Below are 24024 nucleotides of genomic sequence, written 5' to 3'. Positions count from 1 at the left end.
ATAGCGATGCTTCGGACGTATCGCCTTGGGCACGAACTGCGATGTCGCAAGCTGTCGCCAGTGGACTCATTGAAGGGATGAGTATTGATGAATTAGCGCCTTCCGCACCGGCAACGCGTGCACAAGCAGCAGTCATGCTGCACCGTTTGCTAGTTGCAATTGAATTTTTGGATTGATTGCTATTAGAGGTTGCGAGAATTCCAGCTGAATCATGTTAAAGCAGGCTTCTCACGAGTTCGTTATGACGGTGTGAGAGGTCTGTTTTTTTGGCTCTTCGCCACCGATGTATTTCTTTCATAGTTCATTAAGCAATGGTAGGATGGTTAAAAAATGGAGATTTGACCTTAAATGAAAAGAAAACTAGCGGGTCTCGTTCCCGCAGGGCTGGCGCTGGCCCTGGTTGCTGCCCCGCTCGGCGCGTTCGCAGCGGAACCGAAGTTTCATAGCCCGTTTCCCTCGTATACGCTGCCCAGCGGTGGGATCGATGAGCTTGCATTTGAAGATTTGAACAACGACGGTCACCAGGACGCATTATTACTCGATTATGTGAACAACAGAATCGCCATTTTTAAGGGCAATGGAGACGGCACCTACCCCGCGCCGGTCTATTATCCGGTCGGCACGTTCCCCTTCGACGTCGTCGTCAGCGACTTCGACGAGGACGGCGATCCAGACCTGGCCGTCTCCAACGACGGTTCAGGAAGCATCAGCATTCTGCTCAATAACGGAGACCGGACCGTTGCGGCCAGCGTCTACGGGGGGCTTAACGCACCTACGCAATTGGTGTCCGGAGACTTCAACGGCGACGGGAACGCCGATCTCGCAACCGCGGAAAACGGGAACGATGCGGTGACAGTCCTGCTCGGCACAGGCGGCGGTGCCTTCGCGCCTCCCGTATCGTACACAGCCGGTCCGTATCCGATCGACATCGCCATGGGAGATTACGACGGAGACGGCCGCCTCGATCTGGCCAGTACGAACCAGTGGAGTTCAATCTCCATCTTTAGCGGCAACGGGGACGATACCTTTCAATCAAAGTTCGATCTGCCAATCGAGGGTTTCGTAGCCTCCGGCGACTGGAATGAAGACGGCTTGGCGGATTTGGCTTTTGCCCGTAATGCCAAGTTGACGTTGTTGACCAGCAGAGCCGAAGGCGAATTGGCCTTCTCCGCGCCGACGTTCTCCGCCTCGGAGAAGGATGCGAACGCAATCGTATCCGTCAATCGTACCGGCAGTGCATACGGCCAGACGAAAGTTCGCATTCAGACGTCGGACATAACGGCCGTGGCGGGCACCGACTATGACGCTGTCGACGAGATGATCGTCTTCGGTCCCGGCGAGACGACGAAAAACGTGACGGTGCCGGTCAAAGACAATTCGACCCACGGTACGGACCGGACGTTCGGCGTGACCATCTCCGGTCCGACCAACGAAGCGACGCTTGGCACGCTGACGAGCGCGGTCGTCACCATTCAAGAGGACGATCCGGCGCCGGATACGAGCGCGCCCGTCCTTGACTTGACGAAGTTCGCCGCCGTCGACAACTACAGCGGCACGCCTGACCGGCTCGCAGGCGCAGTGGCGGCGGTAGACGAAGCTGGCGCGACCGTGCGTGCCTACCGCTGGATCGACGCCGACGCCGACAGTGTCGTCGATGCTGAAGAGCTAGGATCGGCGATCGCGCTCGGCACGAGCGGCGCCGACGGCTCCGTCCCGGGCGCCGACATCGGCGACCTCGGACCGGGAACTTACCCATTCGTCGTAACCGCCGAGGACGCTGCCGCCAACGAATCGCCGCGAACGGCGGCGGCCGTGACCGTCACGCTGACGAAAGACCTAGCGCCGGACGTCGCAGTGCCGACCTGGCCGGCCGATGCGGCGCTGACCGTTTCGTCCGTCACTTACGAGAGCCTCCGGCTCGAATGGCCCGCTGCAGTGGACGACCGCGGCGTCGACCGCCATGAGCTGACGAAGGACGGGGGAGCGCCCGTCGTCTTGTCCGCTGCGACGTTGTCGCGCGATATCGAGGGCTTGTCTGCGTCGACCGCATATGAATTTTCCGTGGTTGCCGTCGATCCTGCGGGCAACCGGAGCATTGGATTGGTCGCGTCGCCGACTACGCTGCCTCAGCCCGAACGGGAGCAGCCACAGCAGCAGCAGCCGATCGCCTCTGGAGAAGCCCGGCTTCAACAGCTGACGCTCGCAGCAGACGCTGGTCCCGTCAGCTTGACGCCTGCCTTCGACAGGAACGTATTCGCCTACGAAGCTAAGACCACGGCGTTACGCATCACGCTGAACGCCGAGCCTACCATCCGCCGTCTTGCTGGTGAACGGGATAAGCGCCGTCGGCAAGCTCCCGCTCTCGATCGAGCTCGATCTGGGCAAAAACGTCATCCAGATCGAAGGGGTAGCGGCCAACGGAAGCGTACGGACCTACAGCCTGACGATCAATCGCCAGGAGAAGCCTCCGGCCGACTCTTGCTTCGGTGATATCCGCGGTCATTGGGCGGAAGCGGAAGTTAAAGAAGCCTGCGCCCTCGGCCTGTTTCAAGGCGGGCCGGAAGACCTTTTCAGACCGGACAGCCCGGTCACGCGAGCCGAGTGGGCCGTCATGATTGCAAGAGGGTTGAATCCGGACACCCAAAGCATCACGCCGGTCTCCGGGTTCGCGGATGCAGCCGGCATTCCAGCTTGGGCCAGGGAGGCGATTGCTTCAGCGACGCGCAGCGGCATCCTGATCGGCTATCCTGACGGTACGTTTCGCTCCGCCGTAACGATTAGCCGCGCCGAGACCGTGGCCACCCTCGTCCGCGCCGCGAAATGGCAGACGGATCCCGCGGCGGCGACTTCCTTCGCGGATGACGCGAGCATCCCCTCGTGGGCGAAGCTGTACGCCGCGGCAGCAGCGAGTCAGGGCATGCTACGCGGCAAAGCTGGCAATCGCTTCGAGCCGATTGCGCCGACGACTCGCGCCGAAGCGGCGGCCTTTCTCGTCCGTTTGTCCAAGCTCTCCAACGCCTGAACATAAGCAATACGGGATGAAGCACGCTAACTGCTTCATCCCGTCTTTTTATGCTTGCAAAAAAGTTGCCTTGCCCAGAACAGGCGCCATTTAGTAAGCGCATGAATATCTAGGCGGCGAAGATAGCTCTCCCGCCAGCCCCGTCATTCGGCAAAGGTATCAAACCCCTGCGCAGCAAGATCGGCTTGCGCTCTTAAATGGCCCAGTCGGTCAGAGGTTTCTCATGAGTTCTCCGAACTTTTGGGAAGCCTCTTTTTTGCGTGGTTTGGTCAGCGCATGGAGATTCCGAAGTCGACTGTTGTTCTTCTATCTTCGTTTTGAATCCGCTCCATTTGGGCTGAATCGTTGTTATAAGTGATTTTTTTAAAGTGTTTGCCGATTTATTGATGGTACATAACAATATCCCCATATTTACAATGGGCCGATTCTAGAGGATAGTCTAGGTAACGTATGTGATCTATACTTGTATCCGAAGCTCACATCCGTTATTCTGGGATATTCAATAGTAGATCAAATCGTAAAGGAAGGGGAAACGTATGAAAAAGAACCGAATCGGAATGAAGTCAATGGTGGTTCTAATATCAAGCATGTTGTTGGCAGCTTGCTCCAATTCTCCAGAAAACAGTCTTGGTGAACAAAGAGATGAGAATCTGCCGAAAGCTAACAACGAACAAAGCACGAAGGAACAAGCGCCGAATATTAATACGGAAGGGTTCCCAATTGTTCCAAACAAAATTGAAGTTAGCATGGCAATGGTACAAAACCCTAATGCACCGGAGACAGAGAAGCTTAAGTTTTTCCAGCGAATGGAGCAGGACACGAATATTCAATTTAACATTAATGCGATCCCAACTACAGCATTATTAGAAAAAAAGAACTTATTGCTGGCAAGTGGCGATTATCCTGATGTATTCTTTAAAATGGGTATAACACCGGAAGATGAGATTGTCTATGGACAACAGGGTATATTCATTCCACTAGAAGATTTGATTGCAGAGTATGCCCCTAATTTAAGTAGAATCTTTGAAGAAAGACCTGAAGTCAAGAAGTCGGTTACGACGCCATCTGGCCATATTTATGCCTTGCCAGGTTTATTGCAAACCGGAAGCACCGCTCACTTTTACATTAATAAAAAATGGCTTGATGCACTAGGTCTGGAGGAACCAACGAATACGGATGAGTTTTATCAAGTTTTGAAAGCGTTTAAAGAAAACGATCCAAACCAGAATGGTCTGCAAGATGAAATACCAATGTCAACGGTTCAAATTACACACTTACAGCAATTTTTACACAACTTTGGGCTATTTCCTGGTACTTATACGCAAGATGGCACAGTTCAGTATTCTTTCAATGATTCCAAATATAAGGACTTCCTCTTATTCTTCAAAAAGCTGTATGATGAGAATCTGTTGGATAATGAGTCCTTTACGCAAAATCCACAGCAGATTCAAGCAAAAGGGAAGGCACCCGATGAGCTTCTAGGTGTGTTCTTCGATGCTGGGGCATTCCTGACTGTCGGGGAGGACAGACACTTTGACTATACTACATTACTGCCATTTGTAACCGATGATGGCCAACAGATCTGGACAGGAAGTACTGGTGTACAGCGCGGGACTTTTGTCATAACGGATAAAAGTGAGCATCCGGAAGCATTAATTCGTTGGGCAGATCATTTGTACGGGGAGGAGGGCAGCAAGCTTGCATGGGCAGGCCGCGAAGGTGAAGAATACAGCATGAATGCAGATGGTACTTGGGATTGGATTCTGGGTGAGGGGCAAGCCCAAAATGCGGTGCGGGGTTATGGAGCGATCCAAGGTGTACAGCATATACCGGGCGTTAAACCACTTGCGTTCTGGGATAAAATAAATAACGAATATGAAGCGAGTCTCACTGAGATCCGTGGAAGAATAAATAAATTCGAGAGAGAAGCCTATCCACTTCTTTATCTTACGCCTGATCAACAAAAGACTGTCAACGCCATCAATGCGGATATTGTGGCTTATGTAAATCAATTCATGGCAGAGTCGATCACAGGTGCAGTGGATATCGAACAAGAATGGGATGAGTACGTTTCAACGCTTGATAAAATGAGATTGGATGAGATGATATCCATATACCAGCAAGCTTATGACGATTATCAAGCCTTGGATTAAAAAGTAATATGAAGGAACCTGAAGCGGGAGGCATCACTGCTCCCGCTTTTACTTGGTGATGGATTAATACGAACAGCAAACCTTTGGAAAGGGGGAAGGATATTGTTTTACCGATACTTAGTCTCTTATGCTCTCATTTTATTTATCCCCATGGTAATCATGCTCTTAATGATACAATCCTTCATTCTCCCCGTTCTAAAACATAACATCGTTGAAACAAGTATTAATTCTTTACAGGACACGAGCGCCCGTTTTCAGAATGAACTGGAAACGTTACAGAAGATTGCCTATGGTATTTCTCGAGATTATGATCTTACTCCGTTCAGACTGAAAGAAAATCATTTGAATGGCATAACGAAGTTGCAGATGTACCAGCAATCGAATGGATTCATTCATGATCTCTTGTACTATATTGCAGAGGAGAACAGGGTTTTCGGTGCTTATAATAATGTAACCGTACCTATGATGACCCGTTCAATCTATCCTTTCAAGCAATGGAATGAAGATCGGTTTGTTCAGATGATGGAACAAATCAGTCAGCCTGAACTGAGAGCATTCAATACAGGTGCCGGAGAGGAGTACGTAGGTTATCTTTATCCGCTTCCTCCATACCAGCCGTATGCCATCATTACTTTTCTGATTAGCAGCGATACAATTAGGAGTATGTTTCCTTCCGAAATTGAAGAGTCGGACAGAAATGGAATGATTCTAGACAGCAACAACGAAATTATAGTTGCGCTTCATCCGGATCAAGCCACTGTGATGCAACAACTCGACCTGATCAGAGAGGAGCTCGTTGATCGAACGAATAAGAATTTGACGATCTCCAAAGACCAATATTGGATCACCGTCATAAGGTCAGAAACGGGCGGACTTAGCTATATTTACTTTACGGATAAAGAGTTGGTGATGAAAAAAGTTACGATCATCAATCGTTGGATCATTGGAACCATAAGTGTGATTTTTTTGTTAGGGGCTTGTCTCATTTACTGGTTTAGTCGGAAGCATTATTCACCGATCCAGAACCTGCTGGAGAAAATACCGAGAAGCTTTGATGTGAAATCAGACAGGGGAATGAAGGAATTTGAATTCATCGGCCATGCATTTGATGAAATCATACAAGAAAATATCAGCTTACATAAAAGTATCGAAAAATACCGTCCTGTATTTCGGGAGTATTTGTTTAATGAGCTGCTTCATGGACGGGAACAGATCAATCAATTTCTATCAGAAAAAGTGATTGATGAGCCCACCTATGGCAATAAATCCTATTTCCAATGTATTGTCGTTCAAATAACGAGTGAAATGAACAAGAGTGAGGCGGGAATACGTTGCAAAGAAGCCATTCAAGCTTATGGAAGTGATGATGACACCACAGTATTGGAAGCTTATTTTATCGATACCACCGAAAAGAGCAAAGTCGTTATCATCTTTTCATTCATAGAGGAGGTTGTCGAGCAAACCGCGATCATTATTTCGGATGTGTTTTCCAGTCTTAATCATGGCGACGGGGAACATTTATTACTGGGAGTTGGGAATGTATACGGGGATATCCTTTCGATTGGCCAATCCTACTTTGAAGCAAACAAGGCGCTGGAGTTGGGGCTCGATCCAGAGAAGCATATTATATTCTACGAAAAGTTAGAAGATTTCGATTTATCTCAAACAGAGACTGCATATCCGTACGATCAATTGCAAGCACTTGAAGAACATATTCACCAAGGCAGAGAAGAAGGCATCAGAACTACATTGCAACAGATTTATAGCACAGTGGGAGCAAGCAATGTCCCAAGATTTTTAGCGAGATGTGTTGTCTTGGATGTATTGAATGTCATTATCAAGAAGGTTATTGAATTGAAACTTGATACCAAGGAGTTCAGGGAACAATATCTGGATAACTTGATTGCAGCCCAAGTGTACGATATTAAAAAGCTGAATCATCTGCTCATCGTAACAAGTGTGGAAATGTGTGAATATATTTGTGACCAAATCCGCAAGAAAAATGAAACCTTCGATGAAATATTGGCTTATATTGATAAGCATTACTTAGAGTATGATTTTACAACTGTACAATTGGCAAGCCATATAGGCCTCACACCTTCCTACTTAAGCTTGTATTTCAAAGAGCGAGCAGGGGAGAACTTAAGTAATTACTTGTGGAATCTCAGGGTAACGAAAGCGAAACATTTATTAGAGACGACAGAGTTAACCATCAAAGAGATCGTCTACCGCGTAGGATATGTTGACGTCTCAGCGTTTACGCGCCGCTTTAAGTCAAGCTTGGGGGTCACTCCAGGAGAATACAGAAATAAATTCAAAGCCAATTAACGCCATGTCTAACGCTTATAACCCTGCTGAATGCCTGCTGATTTATAGATTCAACATAGTATTATCCACATATTTACGCAGCCTCCATTATGACTTGATAATAAGAGCATAAATAAAGACAGAGGTGAGTACGTGGATAGAATACAAAAAGAAAATGTCGTTTACCGCATCATTAAGAATATAAAAAAACAGCATGTCCTATACTTGTTGAGTTTACCCACTTTCATTTATATTATCATTTTTGAGTACTTCCCGATTTATGGGTTACAGATTGCATTCAAAGATTTTATAGCCAGGGAGGGCTTCCTTGGAAGTCCTTGGGTAGGGTTTGAACATTTTGAACGATTTTTTAATTCTTATAACTTTACTCAGATTTTGATCAATACATTAGAGATTAGTGTATATTCCCTTATTTTTGGATTTCCACTTCCTATTTTACTGGCGCTAATGCTTAACGAATTGAAACATAAGATGTTTAAGAATTCTGTACAGATGATCACTTATGCACCCCATTTCATTTCCACTGTTGTACTTGTCGGCATGTTATATGTATTTGCTTCTCCCAACTCTGGTTTGATTAATAACATGCTGCAGCTCTTTGGCATTGAACCCGTTTCCTTTCTTACCGATCCTAGTTGGTTTAAACCACTATATATTCTCTCCGGGATATGGCAGGGCATCGGCTGGGGATCTATTATCTATATGGCAGCTTTATCGGGGATCGATCCCCAATTGTATGATGCTGCCATGATGGACGGTGCATCAAGGCTCAAAAAAATTTGGCATATTGACATACCGGGGATTCTACCTACGATTATGATCCTGTTGATTCTGAATGTCGGTCAAATCATGAGCGTCGGGTTCGAGAAAATATTTTTGATGCAAAATGACTTGAATATTCGTTCATCTGATGTAATTGCAACTTATGTATACCGAATGGGCATTCAAAACGGAGACTACAGCTTTTCAACCGCAGTCGGATTGTTCAATTCCGTTGTGAATTTTATTTTGTTGGTCATTGTCAATCAGGCCGCTAGACGAATGGGGGGACAAAGCTTATGGTAGGGAAGCCAATTAAACAGGGAATGTCGGATAACCTATTTATGTTTATAAACAGCACCTTGCTCGTTATCCTATCCTTGCTGTTTCTTTACCCCCTTTGGTTTATAGTGATTGCCTCGATAAGCGATCCCAATGCGGTTTGGAATGGGAATGTATGGATTATGCCTGTGAATGCCAGCTTTGACGGTTACCAACGCATCTTCTCGAACGAGAGCATCTGGACGGGGTATAGGAATACGATCCTTTATGCTGTTCTAGGCACTGCAATCAATTTATTGTTAACGCTTACTGCAGCATATCCATTATCCAGAAAGGACTTTAAGGCGCGCAATACGCTCATGGTTATTTATGTACTCTCTCTGTTTTTTAGTGGCGGGTTAATTCCGACCTACTTGGTTGTTAAAAACTTGGGGATGATTAATACGATTTGGGCGATGATTATTCCCGGTGCTGTATCCATCTGGAATGTTATTGTTACCCGAACCTTCTTTCAATCGACAATTCCCCATGAGCTTTATGAAGCGGCTACGATGGATGGGTGCCGTGAATTCGGCTTTTTTACTCGCATGGTGCTGCCGCTGTCGACGCCAATTATCGCTGTTATGAGTCTGTTTTATGGCGTCATGCACTGGAACAGCTTCTTCAACGCATTAATTTACTTGAATAATAGTGAGCTGTACCCCTTGCAGCTGTTTCTACGAGAGATATTAATCCAAGCGCAGATTAGTCAGGATCTCGTTGGTGTGGATCCTTCGATGGCTGCTGAAAGTCAACAGGTAGCAGAGACGATCAAATACGGTGTCATTATTGTCGCAAGCTTGCCAGTACTAATCGTATACCCGTTTGTTCAACGTTTTTTTGTGAAAGGGATTATGATTGGCTCGCTTAAAGGTTGAACAACAAAAGGAGGTAGGATGACTAGTGGATCAGAATAACGAATGCCCCAACATCCTTATCATTCAATCCGATCAGCATCGATATGACTGCATGGGATACAGTCAGGCTTATCCTGTGCACACCCCTAATATCGACCGTTTGGCAGCGGAGGGAATGTGGTTTTCTAATGCCTATACACCTATTCCGCTTTGTTGTCCGGCTAGACAGACTTTATTGAGTGGGAAAAGACCGGAAGCCATGGGCTGTTTATGGAATTATGATTCAGCTTTGCCTACGAGAGCACTGGATCCTGGTGAATTTACATGGACGAAAGAATTATCACAGCAGGGATATCGCACAGGATATTTGGGTAAATGGCATGTCAATCCTCATCATGATCCGATTGATTTTGGATTCGATGAATACATTTCGGACCAAGATTATTCAGCGATGAGGAATGGGAAGTTTCCTGATGTTCGATTTGAAAATGGATTTCTTGGGGAAACCGATCCCGTGCCATTGGAGTTTACCCGCACGCATTGGACGGCAGACCAAGCAGTTAGGCTTATGGAGCAATATAAAAAAGAAGGCGCGCCTTGGCACATGCGTCTTGATTTTCACGATCCTCATCTGCCGTGCAGACCTGCGGACCCGTTCGCTACAATGTATAAGCCAGAGGATATTCCCATGTGGAAAAGCTTTAGGGATAACTTCAATAACAAACCTTATATTCAGAAACAGCAGTTATACAACTGGGGAGTTCAAGATTACTCTTGGGAAGATTGGGCTCCCATCGTTGCGCGCTATTACAGTCTCATTAGTCAAATGGACGATGCTGTTGGTCATGTATTGCGTGCGCTAGAGCGGCTGGGGATGGCGGATAATACAATGGTGATCTATACCTCCGACCATGGAGATATGTGCGGGGGGCATCGAATGTTGGATAAGCATTATATTATGTATGACGACGTGGTGAAGGTGCCTCTGGTTATACGCTGGCCTGGTAAGATAGATGCGGGGACCCACTGCCATGCATTCGTCTACAACGCGCTTGATTTACCCCCTACTCTTTTAGAAGTGGCAGGGCTAGATGCTCCCAGCTTCCTTCATGGGCGATCGCTAATCCCTCATTTGTATGGAGAAGACGTTACGGATTGGAGACTAGAGGCCGTATCCACCTACAATGGACAGCAATTTGGCCTGTATACGCAACGTATGATAAGGACGACCGAGTGGAAATACGTATGGAACACGACAGATGTAGACGAATTGTACCACCTTCGGTCCGATCCGGATGAGTTGATTAATTGTATTCACGAGCCTCGAATAGAGGGGATTCTCCATGAACTCAGAGGACGGCTTTATGCCGAGCTGCGGAGAACGGGAGACGGTCTTGTGGCGAGTGAATGGATGAAGACCCAATTGTTAATGGGGACCAAAATAGTGGACTTCTCCCCAAGGAAGGAAGGGGGTGATGACAATAATCAATCAGGTTCCGAGATGGATATGGCACCATGAGGGTGAAAGGGTAAGTAACTTTGTCCTAAGTCGGGTCATTCATTTAGAGGAGGATGTTAGCGGCTTAGCTCTCCATATGAGCCTGACTGGCGAGGCTCTTATCTTGGTCGATGGGCAATTTGCTGGTCGAATGGAGGAAAAGCCGTCTAACGTTGCAGCCTTACAGCAGATTAGTGGCTTCCCTTCCTCTTTAAAATCTGGAGAACACCGAGTGGATATTCAAGTTTTGTCGTCAGCTCCCATGCCTGTTAAAGATGTAAGTATTCATTTATCCAACAGATTGGTAGGTATCTTGGGTTATCTTACTGGTGATGATTTGTATCTTCCAACAGACGAAGCTTGGGAGATAGAGGGTTCTCCGGCAAGCGTAATCTGTCATTATGGCGATGAACCTTATGGGGATTTGGAGAACAGTCCAGATTGGTTTTCAATGGGGGGATATGGAGAGATCGAATCGACTTTCATTCAGAGACTCGATATTGTCAGTACAAACTCCACCGTTCAAGCTCAATGTAGCGAGGGTAAGCTTAACCTCTCCGGGACGCTGCAAGGAACTCTTTGCGTGGAAAAACCTCGCAGGAAGGATAAGTATATATTTTACCATCTAAGAAAGCAACTGGAATGGAAAGAGCTGCGGGAAAGCCTTAGTCATACGGGGATTGAGAGCCTGCCCTCCATTACAATTCGCTTGGATCTGGAATATAACGCGAGATTCTGTATACACAACCAATCGGATTTGTGCTTGAGTATTGTGTGGATGGGGGCAGAATCGATGTATGAGTTGGATCATTACGATTCTGTTATTACGGAAGCTTTTGAAGTCAAGGGAGGGCAATCATCCTGCACACTACCGCAAGGCCTAAGATACGTAAAGCTATATTTTCTGGGTGCAGTGGGAGGGGCAATGAAAGCCAGTATCCAGTTTGAGGCGCTTAACGCAAGGCTCAACCAACAGAGTGTGATTAGTACAGACGTTGAGCTGGTCAACCGCATTTTTAATACATCGGTGCACACCAATCGGGTCTGTCACCAAATCGGTCTATGGGACGGGATTAAGCGTGACAGATTAAACTGGGCTTATGATTTTTATCTTGCAGGAAAAGCCGACTATGTCTTGTGGGAAGACCTCACGATTCTAAAACGAGCTATAGAAGAGATTGGGAGGGGTACACCGTACGGGTATTGGATGAATGCAATCGCCTCCTACACGTTCTGGTGGATCAATAATGTATATGAATATTATCTTCATACGGGAGATGCCTTGTTTTTAATAGGGATGAAAGACGATGTTCATAAGCATATCCAATGGATCGAGGCGAACATAGATGAGGAGCAGGGAGGATTGATACCGGGACTCCCAACATTATTGGAATGGGTTCCGATTACGGAGGTTGAAGCCGAGCTGGGTATGCAGGCTTTATTCCGTCTTACGGCCGACAATCTAAATCGATTAGCAAAGTGGGTACCAGAGCTTGAATTAAGGATTGACTGGGCTTGGGCGAGGTTGACTGAAGAGGATTTTCTCACTACATCCTCGTTAATCGTGCCATTGCTTGGCATAATCAGCGGGTATGTCAGTGAGCATCGTGGAAGACAATTCTTAACGTCATACGAGCTGAAGGATCCAATTACCCCACTGTCGTCCTTCTGGCTTGCTGAATGCTATTCCAATATAGGCCTTCATGACAAGGCATGGGAGACCATAAAGCAGGTGTGGGGGAAAATGCTGGATCAAGATGCAACGACCTTCTGGGAAGGAATCTTATTGTCAGATGAACAAGCAGATTTTCATAGAGGACTTACTACGTATACGGCCTATGACTCCTATCGAATGAGTTTGTGCCACAGTTGGTCAAGCACACCCGTCCAGTGGCTCACTAAATATGTACTGGGAGTGCAGCCTTTAGAGCCTGGTTACAGAAAAGTCCGGTTTTCACCGCAAGCGGTTGGCGGCATGCAAAAATGTACGGGTGATGTCGGCACCCCGTTAGGAGCCATAAAAGTGGAGTGGGAGCTAGGGAAGAACGGTCAATTACAGAGCAGCATCAAGGTTCCGGATGAAGTGCTAATTGAGTATCGTTCTGCAGCTGTAGATGAAGAAAGGACGACTGAATGATGAGGGGGGATACTTCCTATGGACAGTAAGCTAAGCGAATTATTCGATAATCCTTCTCCTGCCTATCGGGGCAAGCCGTTCTGGTCATGGAACGGGAAGCTTAATCATGATGAGCTCATAAGGCAGATCCATGTATTCAAGGAAATGGGTTTTGGCGGGTTCTTTATGCATTCCAGGACCGGTCTTGTCACAGAATACCTTGGCGAGGAATGGTTCGATCTTATTAATGCCTGTACCGAAGAAGCTGAGCGGCTTAACATGGAAGCGTGGCTGTATGACGAAGACAGATGGCCAAGCGGCACCGCGGGGGGAGAGGTAACACAGAATCCCGCCTATCGATTGACATTCATCCGGCTTCGTGTAGTCCCCATTGACGATTTTGTGTGGGAGGAGGGGCTGCTAGCCGTGTTCTCCTGTAAATTAGATGGTTTGGCCTACTCCGAGCTTCAACGAATAGTGCACCCGGGGAACTTAGAAGAATTAATACAATCAACTGCAAGGGGGCATGAATACAGCATCCTTGCCTTCAGCCTCGAAGAGCAGCAGCGAGAGAGCTTTTATAACGGATATACTTATCTGAACACGATGGATCGCGAAGCTGTAGAGAGGTTTATCGAATTAACGCATGAGAGATACAAATCAAACTGCAGTCAACACTTCGGCAAATCCATGCCGGGGATCTTCACCGATGAGCCTCATCGGGGCTCGTTAATGGATGGCTTCGGCTTAGCTAATGAAGATGCGCATTGGCTTGCGCCATGGACCCATACATTGGTATCGAAGTTTAGTGAAAAATATAGCTATGATCTGGTGTCGAAATTACCGGAATTATTCCTTCAACCGAAAGGTCGTGCCGTATCACAGGTTAAATGGCACTATACAGATCTTCTGCAGGAGTTGTTCCTTGAAAACTATATGATGCCGATTAACGCATGGTGTGAGCGTAACAACCTGTTCTTAACGGGCCATGCCCTTCATGAGGACAGCTTGACGGCCCAGACGGCCATGGTCGGCTCCATAATGCGCGTCTATGAGCATATGGGCTATCCCGGAGTTGATGTACTCACGGAAGGCAATCGAAAATATTGGATCGTTAAGCAGCTTACCTCCGTTGCACGCCAGCTAGGACGCGAATGGCGGTTGTCCGAGCTGTATGGGTGTACCGGCTGGCAAATGTCACTAGCTGGTCATAAAGCGGTGGGGGACTGGCAAGCGCTGTTCGGGATTAATCTACGCTGCCATCATTTATCCTGGTATTCCATGGAAGGGGAAGCAAAGCGGGACTATCCAGCTAGCTTCTCATTTCAATCCAGTTGGTGGAGGTTGTACAACGAGGTTGAGACCTATTACGCCCGATTAGGCGTTATTCTATCTCAGGGTACACCGGACTGTGAGTTGCTTGTCATCCATCCAGTCGAAAGCGTATGGTGTCAAATCTACCCAGGATGGTCTCGTCGCTTGCAAGCAGCTTCTCCCGCCATACAAAAGCTGGAGCAGCATTTTGAAGATGTCTTCCATTGTCTGGCTCGGATGCAAATTGATTTTGATTATGGGGACGAAGAGATGATAGCAAGAATGTATGCTGTGGAAGCAGATGGTGCAGGCAAAATTCGGCTCCGAATAGGTCAATCCAGATATACATCTGTCCTCATTACAGGAATGACGACGATCCGTTCCACTACCCTCTCCCTCTTAGAGAAGTTTGCCAACGCGGGTGGTCAGGTCATCTTTGCCGATGAGCCTCCGTCCTATGTAGACGCAGCACCTTCTGAGAACGCTTGCAAACTGGCTGACCAAGTTACGAGAATTCCCTATTCGGAAGAAGAGTTAGGAAGCACACTTCAGGCTGTGACTAGCCGAATCGTAAAGATTGAAGACGTGAAGCCAAGTGAGGGGAAGCAGGATCTATTCATGCAAGTCAGGCAAGACGGAGAAACCTGCTATCTAGTCATCATGAACATGAATATTAAAGAATGGAGGCGGAATGTTCTTATTACCGTTCAAACAGACGGCATCATAGAAGAGTGGAATTGTCTGTCGGGAGAGCGAAGCCTCGTTCCGACCCTAATTACAGATGAGGGCCGGCTCTCATTCATCGTGGATTTTCCACCAGCGGGGGAGCACGTATATATCATTAAGGATCAAGCCTCGGCAGGAAACTCCGCTGCCCTACCGACCCTCCCATTGGTTGAAGAGATTGATTCAGTAGCGCTTCGGGGTCCTTATGCTTATCGGTTGTCCGAGCCCAATGTGTGCGTGCTTGATCGTGCAGCATATAAGATAGGAGAGCAGGAATGGTCAGGACCAGTGGACATCTTAAAGGCGGACCGGAAGATTCGGGAGCAATTGGGTCTATCCTACCGATCGGGTGACATGATTCAGCCTTGGTACAGGAATAAACAGAGGGAAGAATCGCTTCGAGAGGGTAAGCCCCTAACTCTGCGTTATAGGTTTGTAGTGGAAGAATTACCTTGTCCGGATCACCTGTTTTTATTTGTGGAGAGTCCAGAGAAGTTCAAGATACGAATCAACGATCAATCCATTCACACGAGTACAGCGGAGGGGTGGTGGATAGACCCTTGCTTCGTCAAGCTGCCGATTCCGCCTGGAGTATTAAAGGCAGGAAACAATTGGGTAGAGTTATCTGTTGTGTTTCATCCAGAAATAAATTTAGAATCCGTGTATTTGATTGGGGATTTTGGCGTTCGTCTTGAAGGCTCAACGACTGTAATGACGAAGCTGCCTGAGAAGCTGACAACAAGTGATATTACATCGCAAGGACTTCCATTCTACGGGGGGGCGATCTCATATCTTGTAGAACAGGATGCAGTTATGGAAGCTGTTGATCATTTTCAATTCGATCGTGATAGTCATCGCTATTGCCTGAGCCTGAGGTTCCCGTCTTTCGAAGCTGCTGCGCTCTTAATGCGAGAAGGGAGCGAGCAAACATTCCTGCCTTGGGAGCCATATGAGGCCAAGATAACGGGAAACGATGCGCTGGAAATCGAGGTGTTCTTGACAAGACGAAACACGTTCGGGCCGCTTCATCAATTGCCGCTCCATACTGCAGCATACGGTCCATTTAACTGGATTACAGATGGGGAACGGTTCAGTAATCGTTATGTTTTGCTTCCATCGGGCCTGCTGGAAGAGCCGCAGATCATTCTAAAGACTACGTCTGTAAATTTATTTCAAGGAGATGAAGGGGATGCAGGTAAATTTGAAGGGTTCAAATAAGTGGGCTATATTCCTCGCTTTAATTGTCTTAGTGCTGGTCCTAACATCTACAAGAGGGTTTGCAGCTGAGAATGGGGAGTATGAGGAGTTGAATAATGACTTCGCTAATGGGCAGGTGAATGATTTGCTTCTACAAAACGGTAGAGGCGGATTGACCCTTGAGGATGGGGTGTTAAAATTAGGAATCGATGCGAACGGGGATGCCATTGGTTGGGGAGCTGCAGGCACGGTCAGAAAATATAGTCACGCAGAGGTTACAGCAGATGTACTTGTTACAGGTTACTCTCCTGCTCAAACCAATTCGCCTAACAATGCGCTGCTTATTGGGGTTAGGCTGACAGAAGTTGGTCATCTGTTTACTACTCCGAATAAAAGCGGACTATGGTTTTCTATTGATGACGACGAACGGATGCTGATCGGTCTAGATGAACCGGGAATGTCTTATCTCTATGAACCTTCCGGCATTCGGTTTGATGAAATGAAGTCGCTTACTGTCAAAGACAACGGATCGCAAATTACGGTCTCTGTCAAAAATGCACTAAATGAAAACCAAGTCATAGTCGTTGCTGAAATTCTGGAAGACAGTGTAGTTTTGTATAATGCCCAAAATCAAGCCATGGCTACTTTGCCTATGGAGTTAGCTCCCTTTGGCCATGTAAAACTGTTTGGTCACCATGCCCCTTCTATTGTTGATAATTTCAATGTGAAAGGAACAGTCATATTCGATAGCCCCTACCCAAGAGAAGATATTATTGAGGTGCCGCATTCCCCCCCTAGTAATTATAATGGACCTAGAGAAAAGCTGGTGGGTCTGGCCTATTCGACCTGGTTCGATACCGCAACAGGAGGGAGATGGGACAATGTATGGGGAACCCCGCAGCTTGGGTTCTACAAATCGGATGATTCAAACATCATTAACCAGCATGCGGAATGGATTGCTGATGCCGGGGTAGACTTCATCACCATCGATTGGGCTAATAATGTAAAAAACCTGCCGGAACTTGCTGCGAGGCCGGATCTGCAATCTATCGAAGACAACACCATTGCATTATTAGAGCAATATCTGCTGCTGGATCAAAAGCCGAAAGTCAGTATCATGCTTGGAACAGGCGGGGCGAATAAAAATCAGGAAAGCATCAAAGGCGGTTATTTGACACGAAAAGCTGATCTTCTCTATGAACAAATCGTTGGAAATCCGAGATATGCTGATTTAATTCAATTTTATCTTGGAAAACCTTTGCTTATTGTCTATCTAGGGACGCCGACTCCGTGGCCGAATGGCGTTCCTAGCTGGAATGACGATCGTTATACGGTACGCTATATGACCGGTTTTGTTACCCAACAGCCTCATCTTCTGGGTGAAGACAGGGAAAGCAAGTATGGCTATTGGTCATGGGAGGACCGGGGTGACCAAACCTATGCAATGCATAATGGTCATCCTGAAAATATGGTTATTACCGCTTCCTACCGTGGTGTAGACGTAAATGAAAGCATGGGCAGGGGGAGAGAAAATGGACAAACCTTTAAGGATCAATGGGAACGTGCGCGGGATCTAGATGTCGATGTCGCGTTCGTTCAGTCATGGAATGAATGGGTTAGCCATGAGGAGCATTCACCTGAATTCAGCAATGACCTGGAGCCTTCCTTGGAGCATGGCGACTTTTATTTGCAATTGCTTGAGGAAGAAATTGCGAAGTTTAAGGAAGAACCGGAGTTTGAGGTGACGGCAATCATAACGGCTAGTCCGAGCTCTGCGGCTGCGAATGGAACGAGCCCTGTCGAGCTCACCGTGCAGCTGCAGCAGGATGGCGAAGACTTGACTGCAAGTGGCGGCGAGGTCGCGCTTGCAAGTACGCTCGGCGATATGGGAGAAGTGACGGATCATGGGGACGGCACGTATAGTGCCGTGTTAACGGCGCCAAGCATGGCTGGAACAGCGCTAATCAGTGCGCAGCTTAATGGCGAGGCGATTGCCGGCACGGCATCAGTGACGTTCACTGCCTATAATTCGTCGGTCTATTATCCACCTGCTCTTCCGGAGCCGGAGAAGGCTATTATTGTGGGGGAGGATGACAATGGCATCGTATTAAGACTGCAGACTGAATCGTTGAATGAGCTGATCGCGATGCACACCAAGGGCGAGGCGCTAGTAATCGAGACGAACCATGCTGCAAAACAATACGAAGTTGTCTTCCCGCAAACGGTTGTGGAAGGCTTGATCGCGTATGACTCGGAGCAGATGATCGACATTCGTACGCCGCTAGGAGCCTTTCAACTTCCTCTGCGTGTGCTGGATCTATCCGATGTAGAAGGAGAAGACAAAGAGGTTGTTGTCACCTTGCAATCCGTTGACTTCGCCGGGGAGTGGATGTCAGGCGGTACAGAGATGGTGGCTCCGCTAATTTCCTTTGACATTGAAATTAGAGCAGGAGATCAATCCAAATCGCTGAATCAGTTCGGAAGCACCTATGTCAGCAGAATAATCTATCTCGAGGATAAATTAATCGATCCGTCTCATTCCACAGGTGTGGTCTTCGATCCGACGAGCGGAGAATTTCGCTTTGTGCCGACCGTCTTCCGTCATCATGAAGGAAGATGGGAGGCGATCATTCAACGCACGAGTAACAGCTTGTACACGGTTATTACGGGTTATCGCATCTTCAACGACGTCAAAGGACATTGGGCGGAGGAGGATATTGAGATGCTGGCTTCCAAGCGAATTATAAACGGAGTGACGGAGGAGTTGTTCGATCTGGGCAGCAGCCTCACCCGGGCGCAATTCACGACGCTGCTAGTACGTTCTTTGGGGCTGGACGATGCGCAAGCAAACGATGCTCGCTTCATTGATATTGCAGAAGGCGCATCCTATGCGGGTCCGGTCTATGCGGCATTGCAAGCTGGTCTGATCGGCGGCTATAGTGACGCTACCTTCCGTCCGAACCAAGCCCTCCATCGCGAGGAACTGGCCGTGATTCTTAGCAATACGCTGACTTATCTTGGCAGGGGAGGCGAGTTGCAGTCTGCCATTGAGCATTCGCTTGCTTATGCTGATGCCGCTGAAATCTCCGCATGGGCGGTCGAATCAGTCGGCTTGGCAACTGAGATCGGTCTCATGCAGGGCAGATCAGATCATGCATTCGCGCCGATGGGAATGATTACACGTGCGGAAGCCGCCGTTGTACTCAGACGGTTGCTGCAGCATGTTGGGTTCATTAATTAGTTTGACATGGATACGGCCGCGACACACCGAACGAGTATACAAGTATTTTGCGTGTGCATCCTAGCAATCCATGAGAAACCGGGCATGCTGTTGGCTGATAAAATGTAAGAAACATAAAGGCAATATGGGGAACGTGCAACTGCTATGATGAATGAGCGAGAAAACCAGGAAGGAGTGTCTGTCGCATGGCAAAGATCGTTTACGCATTGAACATGTCTCTGGACGGATTCGTCGACCATATGGCATTTCAGCCCGACCCTGTGCTATTCCGTCATTTTATCGATGACGTTCGGGGGCTGGCGGGTAGTCTGTACGGCCGCCGCATGTACGAGACCATGCGGTATTGGGACGGAGACCATGTAGAATGGGATGGTCCGGAGCGGGAATACGCAGCAGTGTGGCAGAGCAAACCGAAGTGGGTGGTGTCGAGTACGCTGACGTCCGTCGGTCCGAACGCTTCTCTAATCGAGGGTGACCTCGAAGCGGCCATACGTGGGCTGAAGGCCCGGCATGATGGGGAGATTGAAGTTTCCGGGCCAGAGTTGGCGCACAGTCTAATGGAGCTCGGTCTTGTCGATGAGTATCGACTCTATCTCCATCCAGTCGTACTGGGTCACGGCTAGCCGTTTTTCGCCGGTCCGCGGCCGCCGCTACGCCTTGTGGCAAATGAGCGCATTGGCGAGCAGGTGATTAAGTTGACCTACGTTCCAGCTTAGTATCGCGGTTGAACTAGCGGTCTGAAGAATACGTAAGTTTAATGGATCAGCGGTAGTCTAGGATTGTATTTCAATCCTGGGCTGCCGCTGATTTTTTAATTCTAGGCACTCTATCATCAAAATTAATACTTGACGTATGGTTACGTTAATACTAATATTAATACAAATATCAAATGTAGTAACTTTTGATTCGTGCTTTATACTACTACACATGCTTAACTGGAGGTGGAACGCACTATGCATCGGTCATCGGATATGGCCCAGACAGTTGATTTTGAAAGCGGTGTCCCTCTTCATCTTCAGGTTAGGGAGATTATCCGCAATGGGGTTGAAGCCCTCGTCTTGGATGAGAATGGCAGAATGCCTACCGAGGCGGAGCTGGTTGAACGCTTCGGGGTCAGCCGTGTGACGATTCGCAATGCCATGCAGTCATTGGTGGAAGAAGGAATGTTCCGTCGCGAGCGAGGACGCGGGACGTTTTTGAATTCGAATCGACCGGAGAACTGGGTGGGAAGACTGATGGGGTTCACGGAATCGATTCGGGAGGCCGGTTTCGAGCCGGGAGCTAGAATTCTTCGTCAGGGCATGACCAAGGATCACCCTGATGCCGTAAGAGAACAAATGAATCAGCGTGCGATGTGGGAGCTTAAGCGTGTCCGGCTTGCAGACGGTTTGCCGATTGCCATCGAGCAGGCGTATTATCCACCGGAGATTGGTCTTGATCTTGAACGTCAGGATCTCCTGACCATTGCCGTTTATAAGTACCTTGAAGAAGAGCAAAACATCTTTCTTAAAGAGGCGGACCAAAAGATAAGTGCCGTCAAGGCGCAGGAAGAGGAAGTCGAGCTGTTGGGCATCTCCCCTGGTGATCCCTTGCTCTATATCGAACGAATCTCATACGCGCACTCCAACGAACCAATAGAATTCCTGAAAGCGCTCTACCATCCCGACTATTACCAGTACATGATTAAGCTGATGCGCCGTTCCCCAGGATAATGGAAGCGCCGTCATAATTGAAAGGAGACCGTCACATCTATGAATCGCAAACCGAACATTTTACTCATCATGAACGACGACATGGGCTATTCCGACCTCGGCTGCTATGGCGGGGAGGTACAGACCCCAACGCTGGATCGGCTGGCGCAGGATGGCATGCGCTTCACACAATTTTATAATACGCCACGGTGCAGTCCCTCTCGGGCTTCTCTCTTGACTGGGCTCCATCCGCACCAGACGGGGATAGGGATTCTCACATACGACAACGGACCAGAAGGATATGCCGGTGATTTGAACGACCGTTGTGTAACCATTGCAGAAGTCCTTAAAGCGCAACAGTACCGCACCTACATGAGCGGCAAATGGCATGTTTCCAAGAGCTTGACCGAGCCGAGCGATTCCTGGCCTTTGCAGCGCGGGTTCGATGAGTTCTACGGTACGATCATCGGAGCTGGGAGTTTTTATCATCCCAATACGCTGACCAGAGGCAACGAGAATATTGAGCACGAAGCTGTGGAAGATGATAATTTCTTCTACACCGACGCCATCAGCGATCAGGCAGCCCGGTTCATCGAAGAACACGCCGAGCGCCATGCCGAGCAGCCATTCTTCCAGTACGTGGCCTATACGGCGCCTCACTGGCCCTTGCATGCGCACGAAGAGGACATTGCCAAGTACAAAGGTCGCTTCGACAAAGGCTGGGACAAGCTTCGTGAGGAGCGTCTGCAACGGATGATCGATGCCAAGTTGCTGGATCCATCCTGGAGCTTGACCGAGCGTGACGCATCTGTTCCGGCTTGGGAAGAAGCGGAGGACAAGGAATGGCTTACGCGGTGTATGGAAGTCTATGCCGCGCAGATTGACCGTATGGATCAGGGAATTGGCCGTATTGTCGATGCTTTGAAACGCACCGGTCAACTCGAGGATACACTGATTATTTTCTTATCAGACAACGGGGCGTGCGCGGAGGATATTCCCCCGGACGTGAAGCCGGAAGATTTGGTCAACCAGCTGATGATTGCCCAGATGAACACCCGCAAGGGCAAGCCGGTCCAATTCGGCAACTTCCCGCACATTATGCCAGGCGCAGAGGATACTTACCAGAGCTACGGGACAGGCTGGGCGAATCTCTCGAATACGCCGTTTCGTTTGTACAAGCACTGGACCCATGAAGGCGGCGTATCGACGCCATTCATCGTCCACTGGCCTAATGGAATTCAAAATCCAGGCAGCATCTGCACGAATGAGGCACATTTGCCTGACGTCATGGCTACGATTGTCGATATTACTGGCACTGACTACCCCGAGCAATATCATGGACGAGAGATTCTGCCGATGGAAGGCGTAAGCTTCGATCCACTGCTGAAGGGACAGCCGATGGAGAGGCCGATGTTCTGCACCGAGCATGAAGGCAATGCTTCGGTTCGGGATGGACAATGGAAGCTGGTCAAGAATTATCCAGGCGATTGGGAATTATACAACATGACAGCTGACCGATCCGAGACCAACGATCTGGCGGGCATCTATCCCGAGAGAGTGAAAGAGCTCAGCGAAGCCTACGAAAGATGGGCAGAGCGTTGCGGTGTCATTCCGCGCGGGAAAATACTGGCATTGATGGCCGAGTCGGGCAAGGCATTCTGGGAAAAAGAATAGACATCATAAAAGGGGTGCTCTCAATGAAAGCATGGAAGGTTGGACTAGTAGCTACGATGATGGCAGGCGTACTATCGGCTTGCGGAGGTTCCGAATCCCCCTCTGGCAATACGGAAGGAGGCGCTTCGGCGGATCAAGAAACGTATGAAATTAAAGTCGCCAATGTGCTTTCGGGAAGCGACGTCACGGCCCATGGACTCAACAAGTTTGCGGAGCTGGCCGCTGAGAAGTCGGACGGACGAATACAAGTGGAGGTGTTCCATGGCGGACAGCTTGGCTCCGGGGTAGAAACCTTCGAAGCGGTCAAGAACGGCAATTTGGACATGGCGTCCGATTCGTTTGCGAACCTGGCCTCCATTACGCCGGCATTTGAAATTTTCCATCTCCCATTCTTGTTCGACTCTCGCGAGCAAGCGCTTGCAGCAATGAACAGCGAACGCGTGCGTGAACGAGTCAATAATGAGCTGGAGGTCTCGAATCTGCAATGGTTCGCTTCCTTTGAAATCGGCGGTCCGAGGGAAGTCGGCACCTCGAAGAAAAAAATAACACGCTTGGAGGACTTCCAGGGGATGAAGCTGCGCGCATCTCGCTCGCCACTGGAGATCGCTGCGCAGGAAGCCTGGGGGGCCAGAGGGGTAACCGTCGACTGGCCGGAAACGCCGGAGGCGGTCCGTATGGGTATGGTTGACGGGTTGACCGTGCCCTACGCCAGCTTCTATTCCTCGCAATTCTACGAAGGCGGACTCATAAAATACATGCTCGATCTTAATTTCCAGTGGTATTCCTTGGTAACGGTCGTGAACCGAGAGAAGTGGAGCAGTCTTCCAGAGGAGATCCAGAACATCCTATCGGAGTCGATCGAAGAGGCGCAGGCATGGCATATTGATTTTGTTAGCGATTACATCACTGACAACATCAAGACCATGAGGGAAGCAGGCGTAGATATCTATTCGCTTTCCGAAGAGGAACAAGCTCGAATCAAGGATTTGACGATTGACAAAGTGTGGACTGAATTTATCGGACAGACCGGGATTCCTCAAGACAAGCTGGATCTCATTCAGAGCCAGATTGCAGAGGCTGACGGCTCTTCTGGTTGGGGTTATGCCATCGATTGACAGGAGGAGGCA

General features: G+C 48.5%; 14 protein-coding genes and 1 pseudogene. All 15 read left to right on the top strand.

What is annotated here, in order from left to right:
• Window positions 1-8 precede the first annotated feature (8 nt).
• Window positions 9-176, top strand: a pseudogene (locus ABC336_RS08280) (S-layer homology domain-containing protein); the annotation flags it as partial.
• A gap of 172 nt (window positions 177-348) precedes the next feature.
• Window positions 349-2490, top strand: coding sequence for an FG-GAP-like repeat-containing protein (locus ABC336_RS08275; protein ID WP_413238203.1), 2142 nt, complete (start codon window positions 349-351; stop codon window positions 2488-2490).
• Entirely contained in the window at window positions 2378-3022 is a 645-nt protein-coding gene (locus ABC336_RS08270; protein ID WP_413242469.1) for an S-layer homology domain-containing protein, read from the top strand. The genes ABC336_RS08275 and ABC336_RS08270 overlap by 113 nt, the downstream gene beginning before the upstream one ends.
• A 536-nt stretch (window positions 3023-3558) precedes the next feature.
• On the top strand, window positions 3559-5175 hold the full coding sequence (locus ABC336_RS08265) for an extracellular solute-binding protein (RefSeq protein WP_413238202.1): 1617 nt from the start codon (window positions 3559-3561) through the stop codon (window positions 5173-5175).
• Window positions 5176-5277: 102 nt separating this feature from the next.
• A complete protein-coding gene (locus ABC336_RS08260; protein WP_413238201.1) occupies window positions 5278-7503 on the top strand; it encodes a helix-turn-helix domain-containing protein in 2226 nt (741 codons plus the stop codon).
• Between the two features lie 141 nt (window positions 7504-7644).
• On the top strand, window positions 7645-8568 hold the full coding sequence (locus ABC336_RS08255) for an ABC transporter permease (protein ID WP_413242468.1): 924 nt from the start codon (window positions 7645-7647) through the stop codon (window positions 8566-8568).
• Entirely contained in the window at window positions 8562-9461 is a 900-nt protein-coding gene (locus ABC336_RS08250; RefSeq protein ID WP_413238200.1) for a carbohydrate ABC transporter permease, read from the top strand. Before ABC336_RS08255 ends, ABC336_RS08250 begins: the two co-directional genes overlap by 7 nt.
• Before the next feature lie 25 nt (window positions 9462-9486).
• A complete protein-coding gene (locus tag ABC336_RS08245; protein WP_413238199.1) occupies window positions 9487-10959 on the top strand; it encodes a sulfatase family protein in 1473 nt (490 codons plus the stop codon).
• Complete coding sequence (locus tag ABC336_RS08240; RefSeq protein WP_413242467.1) at window positions 10916-13075, top strand: alpha-L-rhamnosidase C-terminal domain-containing protein; 2160 nt, start codon at window positions 10916-10918, stop codon at window positions 13073-13075. Before ABC336_RS08245 ends, ABC336_RS08240 begins: the two co-directional genes overlap by 44 nt.
• An 18-nt stretch (window positions 13076-13093) precedes the next feature.
• The gene (locus ABC336_RS08235) at window positions 13094-16312 is read left to right on the top strand and encodes a hypothetical protein (RefSeq protein WP_413238198.1); all 3219 of its coding nucleotides are present in this window, start codon (window positions 13094-13096) and stop codon (window positions 16310-16312) included.
• Entirely contained in the window at window positions 16284-19532 is a 3249-nt protein-coding gene (locus ABC336_RS08230) for an S-layer homology domain-containing protein (RefSeq protein WP_413238197.1), read from the top strand. Before ABC336_RS08235 ends, ABC336_RS08230 begins: the two co-directional genes overlap by 29 nt.
• Before the next feature lie 185 nt (window positions 19533-19717).
• The gene (locus ABC336_RS08225; RefSeq protein ID WP_413238196.1) at window positions 19718-20155 is read left to right on the top strand and encodes a dihydrofolate reductase family protein; all 438 of its coding nucleotides are present in this window, start codon (window positions 19718-19720) and stop codon (window positions 20153-20155) included.
• Between the two features lie 330 nt (window positions 20156-20485).
• Entirely contained in the window at window positions 20486-21244 is a 759-nt protein-coding gene (locus ABC336_RS08220) for a GntR family transcriptional regulator (protein ID WP_413238195.1), read from the top strand.
• Window positions 21245-21283: 39 nt separating this feature from the next.
• Window positions 21284-22897: an arylsulfatase gene (locus tag ABC336_RS08215; RefSeq protein WP_413238194.1), complete on the top strand. Its 1614-nt coding sequence runs from the start codon at window positions 21284-21286 to the stop codon at window positions 22895-22897.
• 23 nt (window positions 22898-22920) lie between these two features.
• Complete coding sequence (locus tag ABC336_RS08210; RefSeq protein WP_413238193.1) at window positions 22921-24012, top strand: TRAP transporter substrate-binding protein; 1092 nt, start codon at window positions 22921-22923, stop codon at window positions 24010-24012.
• Window positions 24013-24024 lie beyond the last annotated feature (12 nt).

The sequence above is a fragment of the Paenibacillus jepli genome (assembly GCF_047238105.1).
In the GTDB taxonomy this organism is placed as follows: Bacteria; Bacillota; Bacilli; order Paenibacillales; family Paenibacillaceae; genus Paenibacillus_D.
Note: the sequence above shows the minus strand (reverse complement) of the source record. Positions and strands in the feature narration are given on the sequence as shown.